This is a genomic window from Sphingomonas sp. So64.6b (assembly GCF_014171475.1).
Classification (GTDB): Bacteria; Pseudomonadota; Alphaproteobacteria; order Sphingomonadales; family Sphingomonadaceae; genus Sphingomonas; species Sphingomonas alpina_A.
Window position 1 is genome coordinate 4,118,531 of record NZ_CP048817.1, and the last position, 15,566, is coordinate 4,134,096.

General features: G+C 63.1%; 16 protein-coding genes. 7 read left to right on the forward strand and 9 right to left on the reverse strand.

The window, feature by feature from the left end:
* Positions 1 to 22 precede the first annotated feature (22 nt).
* Positions 23 to 1,606, forward strand: a complete 1,584-nt coding sequence (locus G4G27_RS19725) for a peptide chain release factor 3 (protein WP_183110214.1) — start codon at positions 23 to 25, stop codon at positions 1,604 to 1,606.
* Between the two features lies 1 nt (position 1,607).
* Here the strand turns inward: G4G27_RS19725 and G4G27_RS19730 are convergent, their stop codons facing one another.
* On the reverse strand, positions 1,608 to 2,873 hold the full coding sequence (locus G4G27_RS19730) for an MFS transporter (protein ID WP_183110215.1): 1,266 nt from the start codon (positions 2,871 to 2,873) through the stop codon (positions 1,608 to 1,610).
* Positions 2,874 to 2,970: 97 nt separating this feature from the next.
* Positions 2,971 to 5,322 (reverse strand): TonB-dependent receptor, encoded by a 2,352-nt coding sequence (locus G4G27_RS19735; protein ID WP_183110216.1) that lies wholly within the window; start codon positions 5,320 to 5,322, stop codon positions 2,971 to 2,973.
* Between the two features lie 127 nt (positions 5,323 to 5,449).
* On the opposite strand from G4G27_RS19735, the gene G4G27_RS19740 reads away from it, so the two are divergent.
* Positions 5,450 to 6,112, forward strand: coding sequence for a TetR/AcrR family transcriptional regulator (locus G4G27_RS19740; protein ID WP_183110217.1), 663 nt, complete (start codon positions 5,450 to 5,452; stop codon positions 6,110 to 6,112).
* Between the two features lie 40 nt (positions 6,113 to 6,152).
* Here the strand turns inward: G4G27_RS19740 and G4G27_RS19745 are convergent, their stop codons facing one another.
* From G4G27_RS19745 to rpmF, 5 genes are all read right to left on the reverse strand, one after another.
* Positions 6,153 to 6,515 carry a MerR family transcriptional regulator gene (locus G4G27_RS19745; protein ID WP_183110218.1) on the reverse strand — a complete coding sequence of 121 codons (363 nt, stop codon included), beginning with the start codon at positions 6,513 to 6,515 and terminating at the stop codon, positions 6,153 to 6,155.
* 7 nt (positions 6,516 to 6,522) lie between these two features.
* Positions 6,523 to 6,822: an integration host factor subunit alpha gene (locus G4G27_RS19750; protein ID WP_183110219.1), complete on the reverse strand. Its 300-nt coding sequence runs from the start codon at positions 6,820 to 6,822 to the stop codon at positions 6,523 to 6,525.
* A gap of 130 nt (positions 6,823 to 6,952) precedes the next feature.
* Positions 6,953 to 7,915 carry a beta-ketoacyl-ACP synthase III gene (locus G4G27_RS19755; RefSeq protein ID WP_183110220.1) on the reverse strand — a complete coding sequence of 321 codons (963 nt, stop codon included), beginning with the start codon at positions 7,913 to 7,915 and terminating at the stop codon, positions 6,953 to 6,955.
* Positions 7,912 to 8,943 (reverse strand): phosphate acyltransferase PlsX, encoded by a 1,032-nt coding sequence (gene plsX, locus G4G27_RS19760; RefSeq protein WP_183110221.1) that lies wholly within the window; start codon positions 8,941 to 8,943, stop codon positions 7,912 to 7,914. The genes G4G27_RS19755 and plsX overlap by 4 nt, the downstream gene beginning before the upstream one ends.
* Before the next feature lie 32 nt (positions 8,944 to 8,975).
* Positions 8,976 to 9,155 carry a 50S ribosomal protein L32 gene (rpmF, locus tag G4G27_RS19765; RefSeq protein ID WP_034157833.1) on the reverse strand — a complete coding sequence of 60 codons (180 nt, stop codon included), beginning with the start codon at positions 9,153 to 9,155 and terminating at the stop codon, positions 8,976 to 8,978.
* A gap of 201 nt (positions 9,156 to 9,356) precedes the next feature.
* Between rpmF and G4G27_RS19770 the strand changes: the two genes are divergently transcribed.
* Positions 9,357 to 9,800, forward strand: a complete 444-nt coding sequence (locus tag G4G27_RS19770) for an MAPEG family protein (protein ID WP_183110222.1) — start codon at positions 9,357 to 9,359, stop codon at positions 9,798 to 9,800.
* A 47-nt stretch (positions 9,801 to 9,847) separates the two neighbouring features.
* On the opposite strand, the gene G4G27_RS19775 is transcribed toward G4G27_RS19770, so the two are convergent.
* The gene (locus tag G4G27_RS19775) at positions 9,848 to 10,510 is read right to left on the reverse strand and encodes an MBL fold metallo-hydrolase (protein ID WP_275944102.1); all 663 of its coding nucleotides are present in this window, start codon (positions 10,508 to 10,510) and stop codon (positions 9,848 to 9,850) included.
* Positions 10,511 to 10,697: 187 nt separating this feature from the next.
* Between G4G27_RS19775 and pabB the strand changes: the two genes are divergently transcribed.
* From pabB to msrA, 4 genes are all read left to right on the forward strand, one after another.
* The gene (pabB, locus tag G4G27_RS19780) at positions 10,698 to 12,473 is read left to right on the forward strand and encodes an aminodeoxychorismate synthase component I (RefSeq protein ID WP_183110223.1); all 1,776 of its coding nucleotides are present in this window, start codon (positions 10,698 to 10,700) and stop codon (positions 12,471 to 12,473) included.
* 46 nt (positions 12,474 to 12,519) lie between these two features.
* Entirely contained in the window at positions 12,520 to 13,719 is a 1,200-nt protein-coding gene (locus G4G27_RS19785; RefSeq protein ID WP_183110224.1) for a pyridoxal phosphate-dependent aminotransferase, read from the forward strand.
* A 200-nt stretch (positions 13,720 to 13,919) separates the two neighbouring features.
* Positions 13,920 to 14,066 (forward strand): hypothetical protein, encoded by a 147-nt coding sequence (locus G4G27_RS19790; RefSeq protein WP_183110225.1) that lies wholly within the window; start codon positions 13,920 to 13,922, stop codon positions 14,064 to 14,066.
* 87 nt (positions 14,067 to 14,153) lie between these two features.
* Positions 14,154 to 14,801, forward strand: coding sequence for a peptide-methionine (S)-S-oxide reductase MsrA (gene msrA / locus G4G27_RS19795; RefSeq protein ID WP_183110226.1), 648 nt, complete (start codon positions 14,154 to 14,156; stop codon positions 14,799 to 14,801).
* Between the two features lie 52 nt (positions 14,802 to 14,853).
* Here msrA and pdeM read toward each other — a convergent pair whose 3' ends face one another.
* Complete coding sequence (pdeM, locus tag G4G27_RS19800) at positions 14,854 to 15,516, reverse strand: ligase-associated DNA damage response endonuclease PdeM (protein ID WP_183110227.1); 663 nt, start codon at positions 15,514 to 15,516, stop codon at positions 14,854 to 14,856.
* Positions 15,517 to 15,566 lie beyond the last annotated feature (50 nt).

Below are 15,566 nucleotides of genomic sequence, written 5' to 3' on the forward strand. Positions count from 1 at the left end.
GCCGACCGGGTAGGGGGTCGCGATGACGACCAGTTCCGACCATATTTCCGACCGGCGCACTTTCGCGATCATTTCGCATCCCGACGCCGGCAAGACCACTTTGACCGAGAAGCTGCTTTATTTCGGCGGCGCGATCCATCTTGCCGGTGAGGTCAAGGCGCGCGGGCAGAACCGGCGCGCCCGATCCGACTGGATGAAGATCGAGCAGCAGCGCGGCATTTCGGTCACCTCATCGGTAATGACCTTCGAGAAGGACGGGCTGACCTTCAACCTGCTCGATACGCCGGGGCATGAGGATTTCAGCGAGGATACCTATCGCACGCTGACCGCGGTCGATTCCGCGGTGATGGTGATCGACGCGGCGCGCGGCATCGAGGCGCAGACGCGCAAATTGTTCGAAGTGTGCCGGCTGCGCTCGGTGCCGATCATCACCTTCGTCAACAAGGTCGATCGCGAGGGCCGTCCGCCGTTCGAACTGCTCGACGAGATCGCCGATGTGCTGGCGCTCGACGTTACGCCGATGAGCTGGCCGGTCGGCATGGGCAGCGATTTCGAGGGGGTGTATGACCTCCACGGCAACACGCTGAGCCAGCCCGAGGGGCCTTCGCGCGAATTCATGGGCCGGGCGGCGGCGTTCACGGGGCTCGACGATTCGGCGCTGGAGAAGGTGATTTCCGCATCCGGTCTCGCGACATTGCGTGACGAGGCCGAACTGGCGATGGGCGGTTATGCCGGTTTCGATGTCGAGGCGTATCGATCGGGCGACCTCACGCCGGTCTATTTCGGCTCCGCATTGAAGGATTTCGGCGTGGCGGAACTGATCGCCGCGCTCGGCAAACATGCGCCGGGGCCGCGTCCACAGCCGGCCGAGCCCGCACCGGTCCTGCCGAGCCGTGCCGACGTCACCGGCTTCATCTTCAAGGTCCAGGCCAATATGGACCCCAATCACCGCGACCGTATCGCGTTCATGCGGCTCTGCTCAGGCACCTTCAAACGCGGCATGAAGCTCACCCCGACCGGGCATGGTAAGCCGATCGCGGTACATTCGCCGATCCTGTTCTTCGCGCAGAACCGCGAACTGGCGGACGAGGCTTTTCCGGGCGACATCATCGGCATTCCCAATCACGGCACGCTCAGGGTCGGCGATACGATGAGCGAGCGCGCCGATGTGCGTTTCACCGGCTTGCCCAACTTCGCGCCGGAAATCCTGCGCCGTGTCGCGCTGAAGGACCCGACCAAGACCAAGCAGCTGCGCAAGGCGCTCGACGACATGGCCGAGGAAGGCGTGACGCAGGTCTTTTACCCGGAGATCGGCTCCAACTGGATCGTCGGCGTGGTCGGGCAGCTCCAACTCGAAGTGCTGCTCAGCCGGCTCGAGGCCGAGTACAAGGTCGATGCCGGGCTCGAAATGGCGCCGTTCGACACCGCGCGGTGGATCTCGGCGGCGGACCCCGCCGATCTCAAGGCGTTCATGGATCTCAACCGCAACGCCATGGCCAAGGACCGCGACGGCAACCCGGTTTATCTGGCGAAGACCGCATGGGATGTGGGTTACGTGTCCGACCGCTATCCCAAGGTGAAATTCGCCGCGACGCGTGAGCGGTGATTCAGACCACCGGTTCGTCCACCCAATCGCGGCGCAGCGGCTTGATCGCGAGGAAAGCGAGCAAGGTGGCGACGAAGTAGAAGCAGACCACGATGATCGCCGAATAACGCAGCGCCTCATTGCCGAATTGCGGAGTCATATAATCGGACATTCGGCCCATCAGCCATGATCCGACGCCCAGCCCGATCAGATTGTTGATGAACAGGAAGCTGGCCGATGCGGTTGCGCGCATATGCGCCGGCACGAGATGCTGGACGGCGGTGACCAGCGGACCGAGCCATAATATATTGAGCGCGTTCGGAATCAGGAAGAATGCCCAGGCGACCACCGGTGATGGCGAAAGGAAGCCGGCGATGAACAGCGGCGCGGTGATCAGCCAGGCGAAGGCAGGAAGCTTGGCGTAGAAGCCGCGATCGATCTTGCCCAGCCGATCGGCCAGCACGCCGCCGAGGAACACGCCGGCCACGCCGCCGATCAGCAGCAGCGAGCCGAAATAATAGGAGGTGGTGGCGAGGTCGAAATGGAAACTGCGGATCAGCACAGACGGCACCCAAAATGCGAGGCCATAACCGGCCATCGAGCTCATCGAGGCGGCAAAAGCCATCAGCCAGAAGCTTGGTTTCTTTGCGAGGATCGCGAACACGGCGGAAATCGGCGCGGCGCCCTTGATCGCAGTGGGGCGTGGCGGCTCCTTCACGACAAGACGGAAGATCGGCGCGATGACGATTCCGGCGAGGCCGACGATCAGGAACGCTGCACGCCAGTCGACATGGTTGGCGATATACGCACCGAGCAAGGTACCCGAGGCGAGTCCGATCGGAATGCCGAGCGAATAGATCGCCAGCGCCCGCGCGCGGCGCTCCGGCGGGAAATAGTCCGCGATCAGCGCATAGGATGGCGCCACGCCGCCCGCCTCGCCGACACCGACGCCCAGGCGGAACGCGAATAGCTGCCAAAAGCCCGTGGCGATACCGCACAGCGCGGTGAAACCGCTCCATACCGTCAGCGACGCCGTGATCACCCAGCTGCGGCTGGTGCGGTCGGCAAGGAAGGCGAGTGGGATGGCGAGCGTCGAATACAGCATCGCAAAGGCAATCCCGCCGAGCGCGCCGAGCTGGGTGTCGGTCAGGCCGAGATCGGCCTTGATCGGCTGGACCAGGATACCAAGAATCTGCCGGTCGAGGAAATTGAAGATATAGACGAGCAGCAGCATCGCCAGCACGACGGCGGGATAGCGCGACTTGGTCACCGGTGTCTTCGTCGCCATCACGCCACTCCCCGATAGAAAGAACCGGACACTCGTACCGTGTCGAGCGCCCGGTTCCATCCCCCCTTAAACGAAACGCCGGATCAGAATTTCGCGATCAGAACTTCGCGGTGAAGGTCGCGAACACCTGGCGCGGGTTGCCGTAATAAGCGGTGAGCACGCCTTCGGCCCCAAGTGATGGGCGGAGCGCGTTTGCCGGCGCGGGCGTCCGCAAGAATGCGCCGGTATCGGGGTTTTGCAGCAGGAAGTTATAGCCGGACACGATGTAACGCTTATTGGTCAGATTCTTGCCGTGCACGCCGATCGAGAATTGGTCGTTGATATTATAGACGATGTTCGCATCGAGCAGCGCGTATTTCGGCTGGTCGAGACCCGGCGTGCGCAATTCGAACTGCTGTGAATCGCTGCGGTAAGACACGGTCGAGTTCATATCGACCGATCCCGACGCGATCGGCAAGCTGAGCGCGACCGTGCCGCTTGCGGTCAGGTCTGGCGTGTTCTGGAATTTGCGATTGGCCGCCACATTGATGCCGCGGCTGTCGATGAACTTGGTATATTTCGCATCGATATAACCGACCGTGCCCGCCAGCGTCAGCTTCTCCCCGCCGGCACCCTGGATGACGGTCAGATTGGCCTCGGCCTCAAGCCCGTTGATCCGCGCCTTGCCGGCATTGGTGGTGATACCGATAAATGTCTGGATACCCCCGACGATCGCACCGACCGATCCGGGCACCTGGACATCGGTATAGTTGGAATGGAAGCCGGCCAGCGCGAGGGTCAACCGACGATCGAACAGCGACGCCTTGTAACCGATCTCATAGCTCTCGACGGTTTCCGGATCGAACGATAGGAAATTATAGATATCGGATCGATCGCCGCCGGCACCCGTGATGCCATTGCCGTTCAGATCCGGCGCTGCCGTGCCGACGCCGCGTGGGTCGAAGCCGCCGCCTTTGAAGCCCTTGGCATAGCTTGCGTAAAGCGTGTTGTCCGCGTTGGGCTTGAAGGTGATCGATGCGCGCGGGGTGAATTTCTGGAAGCTTGCCGCACCCCGGAAATCGGTCTGCCGCACGAGCGGTGCGGTGGTGCCGCCGAAGAAAGGCGACGAACCGAGATAGACGTTGCGCTGAATCTGCGAGTTGCGATTGTCCCAGGTATAACGGCCACCAACCGACAGACTGAGGCTTGGTGTGACGTCGTAGGTTGCGTCCGCAAAGATCGCGACAGTATCGGTCCTGACGTTCCCGAAGGTCAGCGCGGTAACCGTGCCCGGCAGACGGACATCGAATACCGTGCGCGCTTCCGCGTCGAGATAATAAAGGCCGACCAGTGCGTTGAACGGACCGGTATCGATCAGCAGCTGCACTTCCTGGCTGAACTGTTTGTTGTTGTAGAAGGCGGGGACATCGACATCGACCGCAGGCAGTGCGTCGAAATCGATCGGCGAGGAGCTGTCATCCTTACGATAACCGGTAATGCTGCGGAAGGTCAGGAAATCGGCCGGCTTCAATTCGGCGAAGAACGACCCGCCATAGGCTTCGACTTGCTGTTTCGGTCCGGCAAGGCCGCCACGGCTATCGTAGACATTGGTGAGCACCGGGGCGCCTGAGGCCAGGCCCGGGATCAACCGATGGCCGCCGCGCGCATTGCTGTTGTCCTTGGTATAATCGCCCGACAGGCGGAAGAATGCGCTGGAACTCGGCTCGTACTGGATCGTGCCGCGCGCGCCCCATAAATCCTTGTTATAGTTTTCCTGGCCGGTGGTGAAATTGTCGCCAAAGCCCCCACGGCTGAGACGGGCAACCGCCGCGCCGACCTTGAAGCCGGTATTGCCGATCGGTGTGCTCGCGCTGATCACGCCGTCAGCCTGATTATAGCTGCCATAGCTCGCGCGCAGGTTGAGCGTCGGATCGTCGCCGATCCGCCTGCTGACATATTTCACCGCGCCGCCAATCGTGTTTCGGCCATAAAGGGTGCCCTGGGGCCCGCGCAGCACTTCGATCCGCTCGACATCGTAAATGTCGAGCACGGCGGCCTGCGGGCGATTGAGGTACACATCGTCGAGATAAATGCCGACACCCGCTTCGAAACCGGCAACCGGATCCTGCTGGCCGACGCCACGGATGAAAGCGCTGAGTGTCGAGTTGGTCCCGCGCGAGGTTTCCAGCGTGACGTTCGGCGTGACGTTGGAAATGTCGGTGATATCGAGTGCGCCCACCGCTTCGAGCTGCGCGCCCGAAAAGGCGGTGATCGCGATTGGCACGTCGATCAGCCGCTCATCGCGGCGACGGGCCGAAACAATGATGTCATCGCCCATGTCTTCGGCCACCGCCTGATCGGCGGCAGGCGCGTCCTGTGCGAAAGCTGGCGCTATGGAAAATGGGGCGGTGAGTGCGGCGATCGCGACGCCGGCGTTGAGTAGCGTGCGTGCGGCGTAAAGGCGTGACATGATGTTCTTCCCCTCCTTGTGGCGCCGCGCTGTCGCGTCCCGGTTCGTTCCGGGTTGTGCACCGTTCCGGGAGGCTATACTGAAACATGAACCAGGTTTCAACTTGGACTTGCTGGGGAGAGAAAGAATGCCGGTCGAGCGTGGCGAAAGAGCAACGCCTGCACAGGTCGAAGGCCATGATCGCGCAGTCAGCGCGGCGGGTGAGGGCAAGGCGCCGCGCACTGAGCGCGGTCGCAAGACGATGCGCGCGATCCTCGATGCGGCGGCGCTGGAATTCGGCGAACGCGGTTTTCATGAGGCGTCGGTCAGCGGTATCACGCGCCGCGCAGGTGTCGCGCTGGGCAGTTTCTATACCTATTTCGATTCGAAGGACGCGGTGTTCCGGGCACTGGTGCGCGACATGTCGGACCAGGTGCGCGACCATGTCGCGCCGCTGATTCGCGCCGCGCCAGACCAGATCGCAGCCGAGCGTGCCGGGCTGCTGCATTTTATTGAGTTCGTACGTGGTCACAAGGAATTATACCGAATCATCGACGAGGCAGAGTTCGTCGACCCGGAAAGCTTCCGCCTGCATTATGCGACCACCGCCGATCGAATTGCCCGTCGGCTCCAGGCCGCGGCGACGCGTGGCGAAGTGCGTGGCGACGTGTCCGAGGTCCATGCCTGGGCTGTGATGGGGATGAACGTGTTTCTCGGGCTGCGCTACGGCGTGTGGGAAGAGGATGTCTCGCCCGAGTCGGTGGCCGATGTGATCGCCGATATGCTCGCGACCGGTCTCGCGCCGCGTTAGTGCCAGCGAGGATCAGCTTAGCGCAAAAACTGCTTGGTAATCAGGGCAAGTCTTCGCGCAGCGCCCGTGCCAGGCGGTCGCGTACGGCCTTCACCTGATCGAGATTGGCGCCGCCTCCCGAGACATCCTCGCCTTCACCGCCGGATCGCTTGCGCTCCGTCGATAACATCTGCTGGACGCCGCGAATCGTATAACCCTGTTGGTCGAGCAATGCGCTGATCCGCAATACGAGCGCGACGTCCTCGGGCCGATAATAGCGGCGGCGCCCGGCGCGCTGCAGCGGACGTAGTTGCGGGAAGCGCGTTTCCCAATAGCGCAGGATATGCTGTGGAATGCCCGTTTCGCGGGACAGTTCGCCGATCGTCCGGAACGCGCCCGCCGCCTTTTCGGAGACGACCGCCATAATTCGATCAGCTACCGCTGACGATACGGTCGCGCATCATCTGGCTTGCGCGGAAAGTGAGTACGCGGCGTGGCGCGATCGGCACTTCGACCCCGGTCTTGGGATTGCGCCCAATGCGCTCGCCCTTGTCGCGCAGCACAAAGGTGCCGAAGCCGGAAATCTTGACGTTCTCACCCTTGGAGAGCGCTTCGCACATATGGCCGAGAATCTGTTCGACCAGCTTGGACGAGTCGGCACGCGACAGCCCCACCTGATGATGCAGTGATTCGGCCAGATCGGCCCGTGTCAGTGTACCGGCAGGCTCCATGCGACCATCCTTCCCCCAAAAGCGTGGCAGAAAGTCTGCCTAACACAATGATCGAACAGACGGAAAGGGGTTTGTGACGCTAGCGTTTCAACTCGCAAGTGTTTGTTGCGGCTGGAGCTTGATTCCGACCCTAGAGTCGAACGACCGCCGCACCCCAGGTGAAACCCCCACCCATCGCCTCGAGCACGATCAGCTGGCCGGGTTTGATCCGCCCGTCGCGTACCGCCGTGTCGAGCGCCAGCGGCACCGAGGCGGCCGACGTATTGGCATGCTGATCGACAGTGACCACGACCTTTTCAGGTGCCAGGCCGAGTTTGCGCGCGGTCGCGTCGAGGATGCGGGCATTGGCCTGATGCGGCACGACCCAGTCGACATCGTCCGAGGTAAGGCCGGCAAGCGCGAGCGATTCGCCCATCACGCTGGCGAGATTGACCACCGCGTGGCGGAACACCTCGCGACCCTTCATGCGGACCTTGCCAACCGTACCGGTAGTCGAGGGACCGCCATCGACATAGAGCAGTTCGTTATGGCGGCCATCGGCGTGGAGTTTGGTGGCGAGGATGCCGCGTTCGCCGGTTCCCTCTTCACCTTCAAGCACGATCGCACCGGCACCGTCGCCAAACAGGACACAGGTCGTGCGGTCCTCCCAGTCGAGGATACGGCTGAACGTCTCGGCGCCGATGACCAGCGCGCGATGGTACGCGCCAGCGCGAATCATGCTGTCGGCGACCTGCAACGCATAAAGAAAGCCGGAACAGACCGCGGCGACGTCGAATGCAACGCAATCGTCAATGCCGAGCATCGCCTGGACCTTGGTTGCGCTCGCCGGAAAGGTCTGGTCGGGCGTGGCGGTGGCCAGCACGATCAGGTCGATATCCTGTGCCGAGCGGCCCGCCGCACCCAGCGCAGCGCGGCATGCATCGGCGGCGAGCGTCGCGGTGGTCTCGTCGGGGCCGGCGATATGGCGGAAACGGATGCCGGTGCGCTCGACGATCCATTCGTCGGTCGTGTCGACGGTCTCGGCCAGTTCGGCGTTCGAGACGCGGCGGGTAGGCAGGGCCGATCCGGTGCCGGTGATGATGCTGCGGATCATGCTGCTTTAGCCTCGAAATTGCCGAGGTCCTCGGCGATGCGGCGGGTCAGATCGTCGCGGACCATTTTGGCCGCGGCGGCGATCGCCGTCGCCACGCCAACCTCGTTGGCACCGCCATGGCTTTTCACGACCAGGCCGTTGAGACCGAGAAACACCGCGCCGTTGTGATTATTGGGATCGAGATGATGGCGCAGCAGTTCGGTCGCCGGTTTGGAGATCAGGAAACCGATCTTGGAGCGGATCGAGCTGCGGAAAGCGCGCTTGAGCAGATCGGCGACGAAGCGCGCAGTGCCCTCGGCGGTCTTGAGCGCGATATTGCCCGAAAAACCGTCGCACACGATCACGTCGACATCGCCGTGCGATAGCTGGTCGCCTTCGACGAAACCGGAAAAGGTCATCGGCAAGTGAGTCGCGGCCTTCAGATCGCGTGCGGCATCGCGAATCTCGTCGGTGCCCTTCTGATCCTCGCTGCCGATATTAAGCAGCGCGACGCGCGGGGATTCGAGATCGAGCGTGGTGCGCGCATAGGCGGCGCCCATCACCGCGAACTGGACGAGATTGCGCGCGTCGCATTCGGTATTGGCGCCGAGGTCGAGCACGACCACGTCATTGTCGCCGAGCGTCGGCAGCAAGGCGGCAAGCGCAGGGCGGTCGATCCCGGGGATCATGCGCAGCGATACCTTCGCCATCGCCATCAGCGCACCGGTATTACCCGATGAAACGCAGGCGGCGGCGCGGCCCTGTTTCACCATGTCGATCGCAATGCCCATCGAGGTGGTCTTGGCGCGGCGCAGCGCCTGGCCGGGCTTGTCGCTCGACCCGACCACTTCGGGGGCATGGACGATCTCGGAATGCGCAGTCAGGTTCGGGTGACTGAGCAATCCATCGCGGATCGCCGTCTCGTCACCGACCAGAATGAACTGCATATCGGGGAAACGCCGGCGCGCACGCGCGACACCGGCCAGCATCACTGCCAGTCCCTTGTCACCGCCCATCGCATCGACGGCGATCCGGGAGCTGTTCGACACGTCGCTTGCTCCCTTCCGAAGTGAAGCCTTGGTCAGCCTTCGACCGAAACGATCTCGCGGCCATTATAATGGCCACACGAACCGCACAGATTGTGCGGACGCTTCAGTTCGCCGCAATTCGGGCATTCCTGATACGATTCGATCGGCAGCGAATCATGCGAACGGCGCATGCCGCGCTTCGACGGCGTGGTTTTTCTCTTGGGGACGGCCATTTCGGCGAAACCTTTGTCTGGATCAAAACTGCGATAAGCCCGTAACAGGCACCGCGCAACCGACGGGTAAGGTCGACCGCAGGTGGCACCGGCGGCCGGACACGTCGCGAAGCGTTGCGCCTATAGCGATTCCGCACGGCGTTGCAAGCTTGTGCGCGGACTGGCAGGGTCTGCCCTCATAAGATCAGGGGGAGACTAGCGATGGAAACGGTGATGCTGCCGGTCACTTTGGTGACCGCGGGCGGGGCGGCGCTGATTGCGCTATGGCTGGCGATTCGCGTCGGTCAGGTGCGCACGACGGCCAAAGTCAGCATCGGCGATGGCGGCGACGAACGGTTGATCTGCCGCATGCGCGCCCAGGCCAATTTCGTCGAATATGCACCGTTCATCGTCATCCTGATTGCGCTGATCGAATTCACCGCCGGCACAGCGACCTGGCTATGGGTGGCCAGCACATTGTTCCTGCTCGCTCGCGTCGCTCACCCGCTTGGCATGGACGGGCTGAAATATGCGCGGACGGCGGGTACGCTGGTGACGTTCCTGTTGTTGCTCGGCCTTGGCGGTTACGCCATTGCGCTGCCGCTGATCGCGGCACAGCACGCGCCGGCGAACGATCCGGTTGAGGTGATCACGCCGGCCGGCTGAATGCCTGTTTGAAATTCGCTCTTCTGCGAATTTTCAAAGATACCATCTTACTCTGCGAGCGCGATATCGCTGACGAACGGGTTGTGAGCGCGCTCATGCGCGAAATTGCTCATCGGGCCATGCCCCGGAATGAACGCGGTATCGTCGCCGAGCGGCCAGAGCTTGGTCGCGATCGATTTCAGCAGCTCGGCGTGATTGCCGCGCGGGAAATCGGTCCGGCCGACCGACCCCTGGAACAACACATCGCCGACCAAAGCGAGCTTCGATTCGGGATGATGGAAGATGACGTGCCCGGGCGTGTGGCCGGGCGTTTCATAGACGTGGAAGGTCAGCTCGCCGACGGTGACCGTGTCGCCCTCGACCAGCCAGCGGTCGGGTACGAATGCCTTGCCGCCCATGATGCCGTATTTTGCGCCGTCCTCGGCCAGCGTCTCGAGCAGGAACAGGTCGTCGCGGTGCGGCCCCTCGATCGGGATGCCAAGCTCCTCGGCGAGCGGCTTGGCCTCCCCACAATGGTCGAAATGGCCATGGGTCAGGATGATCTTCTCCACATCCACGCCATGCTGCGCCGCTGCCGCCTTGAGCTTGGGCAGGTCTCCGCCCGGATCGACAAACGCGCCCTTCATCGTGGCAGTGCACCACAACAGGGTGCAATTCTGCTGTAATGGAGTGACGGGGATGATCGCGGCGCGCATCGGTGGGTTAGCCATGCCCCCGAAATGGTCGCGCCACTGCTGCCAGTCAATCTTCGGTCGCCGATCTTTGGCGACGGCTCGCGTTTTTGCCGGGAAGTCGGCACGCGATGGAGCAATCTGGTCGCGCCGGCGGTGATCGAAGGGGCCGCACTGGCGCCCACACTGGCACATCGCCCCGTTTTCGCTCTACAGGGCGGCGACAATGCCGATCGATGCCCCCTTTGTCCTGCTCGATGATGCTCGTGACGGTGGTGCGCCGGCGCGGCTCTATCGCGCGCCGGTGCGAGTCATAGAGACATATGACACGATCATGGTGTTGCCCGCGCTCGCCGAATTGCGCGAGGCGCGCGGCGACGGCCTCCATGCGGCGGGTTTCCTGTCCTATGAGGCTGGCGCTGCGTTCGAGCCGGTGCTCGGTGAACTCGGTGCGACGACGCCATTGCTCTGGTTCGGCCTTTTCAAGGGATATGAGGAGATCGCGCCGGACGACGTGCCCACCTTGTTGCCCGACCCCGCGAGTGCGTGGATCGGGCTGCCGGTGCCGGAGATCGATCGCGCGACCTATGACGGGCAACTCGCCCGGGTCCTCGACCTGATCGCGGCGGGCGACATCTATCAGGCGAACCTGACCTATCGCTCGCGCGTTCGCTATGCGGGCGATCCGCTCGCGCTTTACGCGCAACTGCGCGGACGTGCCCGGGCGGGCTATGGCGCGGTCGTCAATACCGGCAAAGACATGCTTTTGTCGCTGTCGCCCGAATTATTCTTCGCCGCCGAACAGGGCAAGCTGACATGCCGGCCGATGAAGGGCACGACGCGACGGGGCAACACGCCGGAAGAAGACCGCGCCCTGGCAGCGGGACTCGCCGCCGACACCAAGCAGCGCGCCGAGAATCTAATGATCGTCGACCTGATGCGCAACGATCTGTCGCGCATCGCGCGGCCCGGCAGCGTCGCAGTGCCTGAATTATTCCATGTCGAACATTATCCGACCGTCCACCAGCTCGTCTCGACCGTCACCGCCGAGCTGGCCGAGCGCCGGGACGCGATCGACGTGTTGAGCGCGTTGTTTCCGTGCGGCTCGATTACCGGCGCCCCCAAGATTCGCGCGATGCAGGCGATTGCCGAGATCGAGCATGGTCCGCGCGGAACTTATACCGGGTCGATCGGGCGGCTCGATCCGAATGGTGATGCGATGTTCAACGTCGCGATTCGAACCTTGTTGATTCAAGGAGATGGCGGCTACGCAATGTTCGGCGCAGGCGGCGGCATCGTCGCCGATTCGCGCGCTGACGAGGAATGGGACGAGAGCCTGGCCAAAGGTGCATTCCTGACCGCGGGACAACGCGACTTCGACCTGATCGAGACGATGGCGTTCGATCCGGAGATCGGTCTGCAACGGCTCGAAGGGCATCTCGCGCGGATGAAGGCGAGTGCCGAGCGATTCGGCTTCACCTTCGACCGCCATGCCACGCGTAACGAACTCCAGGCCGCGACCTTCCGTCTGCGCAGCGCGCGCCGCGTGCGGCTGATGCTGGCGAAGAGCGGCGCGATCGCGATTGAGGTGTCGCCGATGCCGGAGCCGCGGCCGGGTCCTATGCGGGTGGCGATCGTGCCGCTGCCCGTCGCGGCGGAGGATTTCCGGCTGCATCACAAGACCAGCGACCGGCGTTTCTACGATGCCCCGCGCCATCGGTCCGGACAGGACGAGGTGTTGTTCATCGACCCCGCCGGTTTCCTGACCGAAGGCAGCTTCACCTCGATCTTCGTCGAGCGCGACGGCATGCTGGTCACGCCCCCGCTGTCGCGCGGACTATTGCCCGGCGTGCTGCGCGCCGACCTGATCGCCAGCGGCCGTGCGGTTGAGGGAGACTTGAGCCCCGCCGACCTCGCCGGGGGTTTCCTGCTCGGCAATGCATTGCGCGGGCTGATTCCGGCGATTGTTGCAGTTGCGAAAGAGAACAGTCGCGGGCTATAGCCGCGCCGCTCGTTCAAGAGCCGATCCCAAAGAGGTGCTCGTTCCCATGCAGCCATCCGCCGCGCTCGCCCGTATCAAGCCTTCGCCGACGCTCGCGATCACCTCGCGCGTGCTGGAGCTGCAGCGCAAAGGCGTCGATGTGATCGGCCTCGGTGCCGGCGAGCCCGATTTCGATACGCCCGAATTCATCAAGGAAGCCGGGATCAAGGCGATCCGCGACGGCAAGACCAAATACACCAATGTCGACGGTACGCCCGAGCTGAAGGACGCGGTGATCTTCAAGTTCAAGCGCGACAACGGCCTGACCTATGCGCGCGACCAGATCACCATCAATGCCGGCGGCAAACATACCTTGTTCAACGCGATGGTCGCGACGATCGATCCGGGCGACGAGGTGGTCATTCCGGCGCCCTATTGGGTCAGCTATCCCGATGTCGTGCTGTTCGCGAACGGCACGCCGGTGTTCGTCGAAGCGGGTCCGCAGCAGAATTACAAGCTGACCCCGGAACAGCTTGAGGCGGCGATCACGCCGCGCACCAAATGGGTCATCCTGAATTCGCCGTCGAACCCGACCGGCGCCGCTTATTCGCGCGCCGAACTGAAGGCGCTGGGCGAGGTGTTCGAGCGCCATCCGCATGTCTGGATCTTCGCCGACGATATGTATGAGCATATCATCTATGATGACTTCGAATTCACCACGATCGCCGAGGTTTGCCCTTCGCTCTACGACCGCACGCTGACCGCGAACGGTTGTTCGAAGGCCTATGCGATGACCGGTTGGCGGATCGGTTTTGCCGCTGGCGCGCCTTGGCTGATCAAGGCGATGGCCAAGCTGCAGTCGCAATCGACCTCCAACCCCTGCTCGATTGCGCAGGCCGCGTCGGTTGCCGCGCTGACCGGCGACCAGGCATTCCTCAAGGACAATGCCGCCAAGTTCCAGTCGCGCCGCGATCTGGTCGTGTCGATGCTCAACCAGGCCAACGGCATCACCTGCCCGCGGCCCGAAGGCGCCTTTTATGTCTATCCCGAATTCTCCGCGCTGATCGGCAAGACCACGCCCAAGGGCAAGCTGATCGATACCGACGAGGCATTTGTCGCCTATCTGCTCGACGATGCGAAGGTCGCGGCGGTGCAGGGCGCGGCGTTTGGTCTCTCGCCGGCGATGCGGATTTCCTATGCGACATCGGAAGATTTGCTCCGCGAAGCATGCGAACGCATCCAGACGGCTTGCGCCGCTCTACGGTAATCGAATTGCGGCTCCGTCTTACCCAGACGAACGGGGGATGAACGGATCTGCCAGCGGGCGTTAACGCTGGGTTTCGTAATTCCGCATTGCAGAGCGTCGGGGCACTCCCGATCTCCGCATTTCCGACGACCCGTTCCTGACGGGTCGGTCATTGAGGTTTTTGCCTGCGCGGTGCGACGACAGGCTCAAGAGGTGAGATCATGCGTAGCATCCTGAAGTCAGGGTTTCTGTGGCAGTTCATCGGTGGCTTTGCACTGGGCGCGGTCGGCGTCTTCAGCTTCCAGCCGGTCAATATCGATACGCCCGCAAACGGCGTCGCCACCACGACGGCGCACGTCTCGCGCTGAGCCGCGACTGGCGGGCGTCCGAACCGTCACTATATTCATACGTGATGTAACGGCGCGCGTATCGGCGCCACTCACGAGGCGGATTTCATGAACAGGATCCTTATTGCGGCTGCGCTGGCTGCCACGCTTGCCGGATGTGGCGTCGCCAATGCCGAGCGTGCGGTGCCGATTCCCGCTGTGGCTCAGGATGTTCCCAAGTCCGGCGGCATGCAGACTGCGGTTTTCGCCGGCGGCTGTTTCTGGGGCATGGAAGCGGTGTTCGAGCATGTGAAGGGCGTGCGCAACGTCATCTCGGGCTATGCCGGCGGCACCGCGACGACCGCGACCTATGCCCAGGTGTCGACCGAGACGACGCGCCATGCCGAGGCGGTGAAGATCGTCTACGATCCGGCGCAGGTCAGTTACGGCACGCTGTTGCGGGTCTATTTCTCGATCGCGCACAATCCGACCGAGCTTAATCGCCAGGGGCCGGACACCGGCATCAGCTATCGCTCGGCGATCTTCCCGCAGAATGCCGCGCAGAAATCGGTCGCCGGCGCCTATATCGCGCAGCTCGGTCGCGCCAAGGTTTTCCCAAAGCCGATCGTGACGAAGCTGGAGAGCGGCGGTTTCTTCCCGGCCGAGGCGTATCACCAGAATTTCTTCGATCGCAATCCGGGGCACCCGTACATCGTAAGATACGACAAACCCAAGGTTGCGGCGTTCAAGGCGGCGTTTCCCTCGATCACGCAGTAACCAAAGACAAGCCCCTCCCCTTCAGGGTAGGGGCTTGGAGCACCCGCTCATTTCAAGCCGCCAGCGGGAAGCGCAGCATTCGGTTGTCGACCGGCAGCATCGCCTCGGCCCCCGCGCCGACCGCGCGGACTATTTCCGGATGGTCGGCGTCCAGGCCGCCGGTCAGTGAACCGAAGGCCGGCAGGATCAACTTGGTCGCGGTCGCGATGAAGCAGCGGCGCGACACGTGGCGCCCGCGGACAGTGACGCGGAACTTGGGGTGAAAATGGCCGGACAGCTCGGGCCGCGCCTCGTCCCGCTCGGCCTCATGGCGCAGCACCAGCCCGTCGATCACTGCTTCGTCGACCACCTCGCCGCCGCAACGATCGATCAGCGCCACGTCATGGTTGCCGGTGATCCAGGTCCAGCGCCGTGTCGCAGTCAGCGCGCGCAACATCGCCGAGGCGTCCGCCGGCAACCGGTCGCACCCGGCCGAATCGTGAAAACTGTCGCCAAGGCACCAGATTTCCGCCGCCTGCGTGCTTTCCACCACGGCGGTCAGCGCAGTGAGCGTGGCGATCGAATCATAGGGCGGGAGCATCTGGCCGCGTGCGGCGAACCAGCTTGCCTTCTCGAAATGCAGGTCGGCGACCAGCAAGGCACGCCGCGCTGGCCAGAATAACGCGCCCTGCGCGAGCGCAAACAGGTCGTGGCCGGCGAACGAAAAGGGAACCATGTCATTGCTATGCCGCGACATGCCCCCATGATCAACGGGTTGCGCGAAAT